Annotated in this window: 1 protein-coding gene; it reads right to left on the bottom strand. The window is 67.5% G+C overall.

Annotated elements, in window-relative coordinates; genetic code table 11:
- The coding region (locus tag FLQ44_RS22840) for a helicase-related protein (protein ID WP_276607912.1) at positions 1–292 on the bottom strand (292 nt) is incomplete at both ends.

Here is a 292-nt window from a genome sequence, read left to right as displayed (position 1 = left end):
GGAAGCGATTGAGGCGCTGCTCGTTGACGGTATCGACCGAGGGCAGGTTCATCGCTTCGATCGGCTGGCGCGTGGCCTTCTCGATGGTGCGCAGCAGGTGGCGCTCGCGCGGCGCCACGAACAGGATCGCCTCGCCGCTGCGGCCCGCGCGGCCGGTGCGGCCGATGCGGTGCACGTAGCTTTCGGTGTCGTAGGGAATGTCGTAGTTCAGCACGTGGCTGATGCGCTCGACGTCGAGGCCGCGGGCGGCAACGTCGGTGGCGACGATGATGTCGAGATCGCCATCCTTCAG

Source organism: Vogesella mureinivorans (assembly GCF_007644035.1).
In the GTDB taxonomy this organism is placed as follows: domain Bacteria; phylum Pseudomonadota; class Gammaproteobacteria; order Burkholderiales; family Chromobacteriaceae; genus Vogesella; species Vogesella mureinivorans.
Note: the sequence above shows the minus strand (reverse complement) of the source record. Positions and strands in the feature narration are given on the sequence as shown.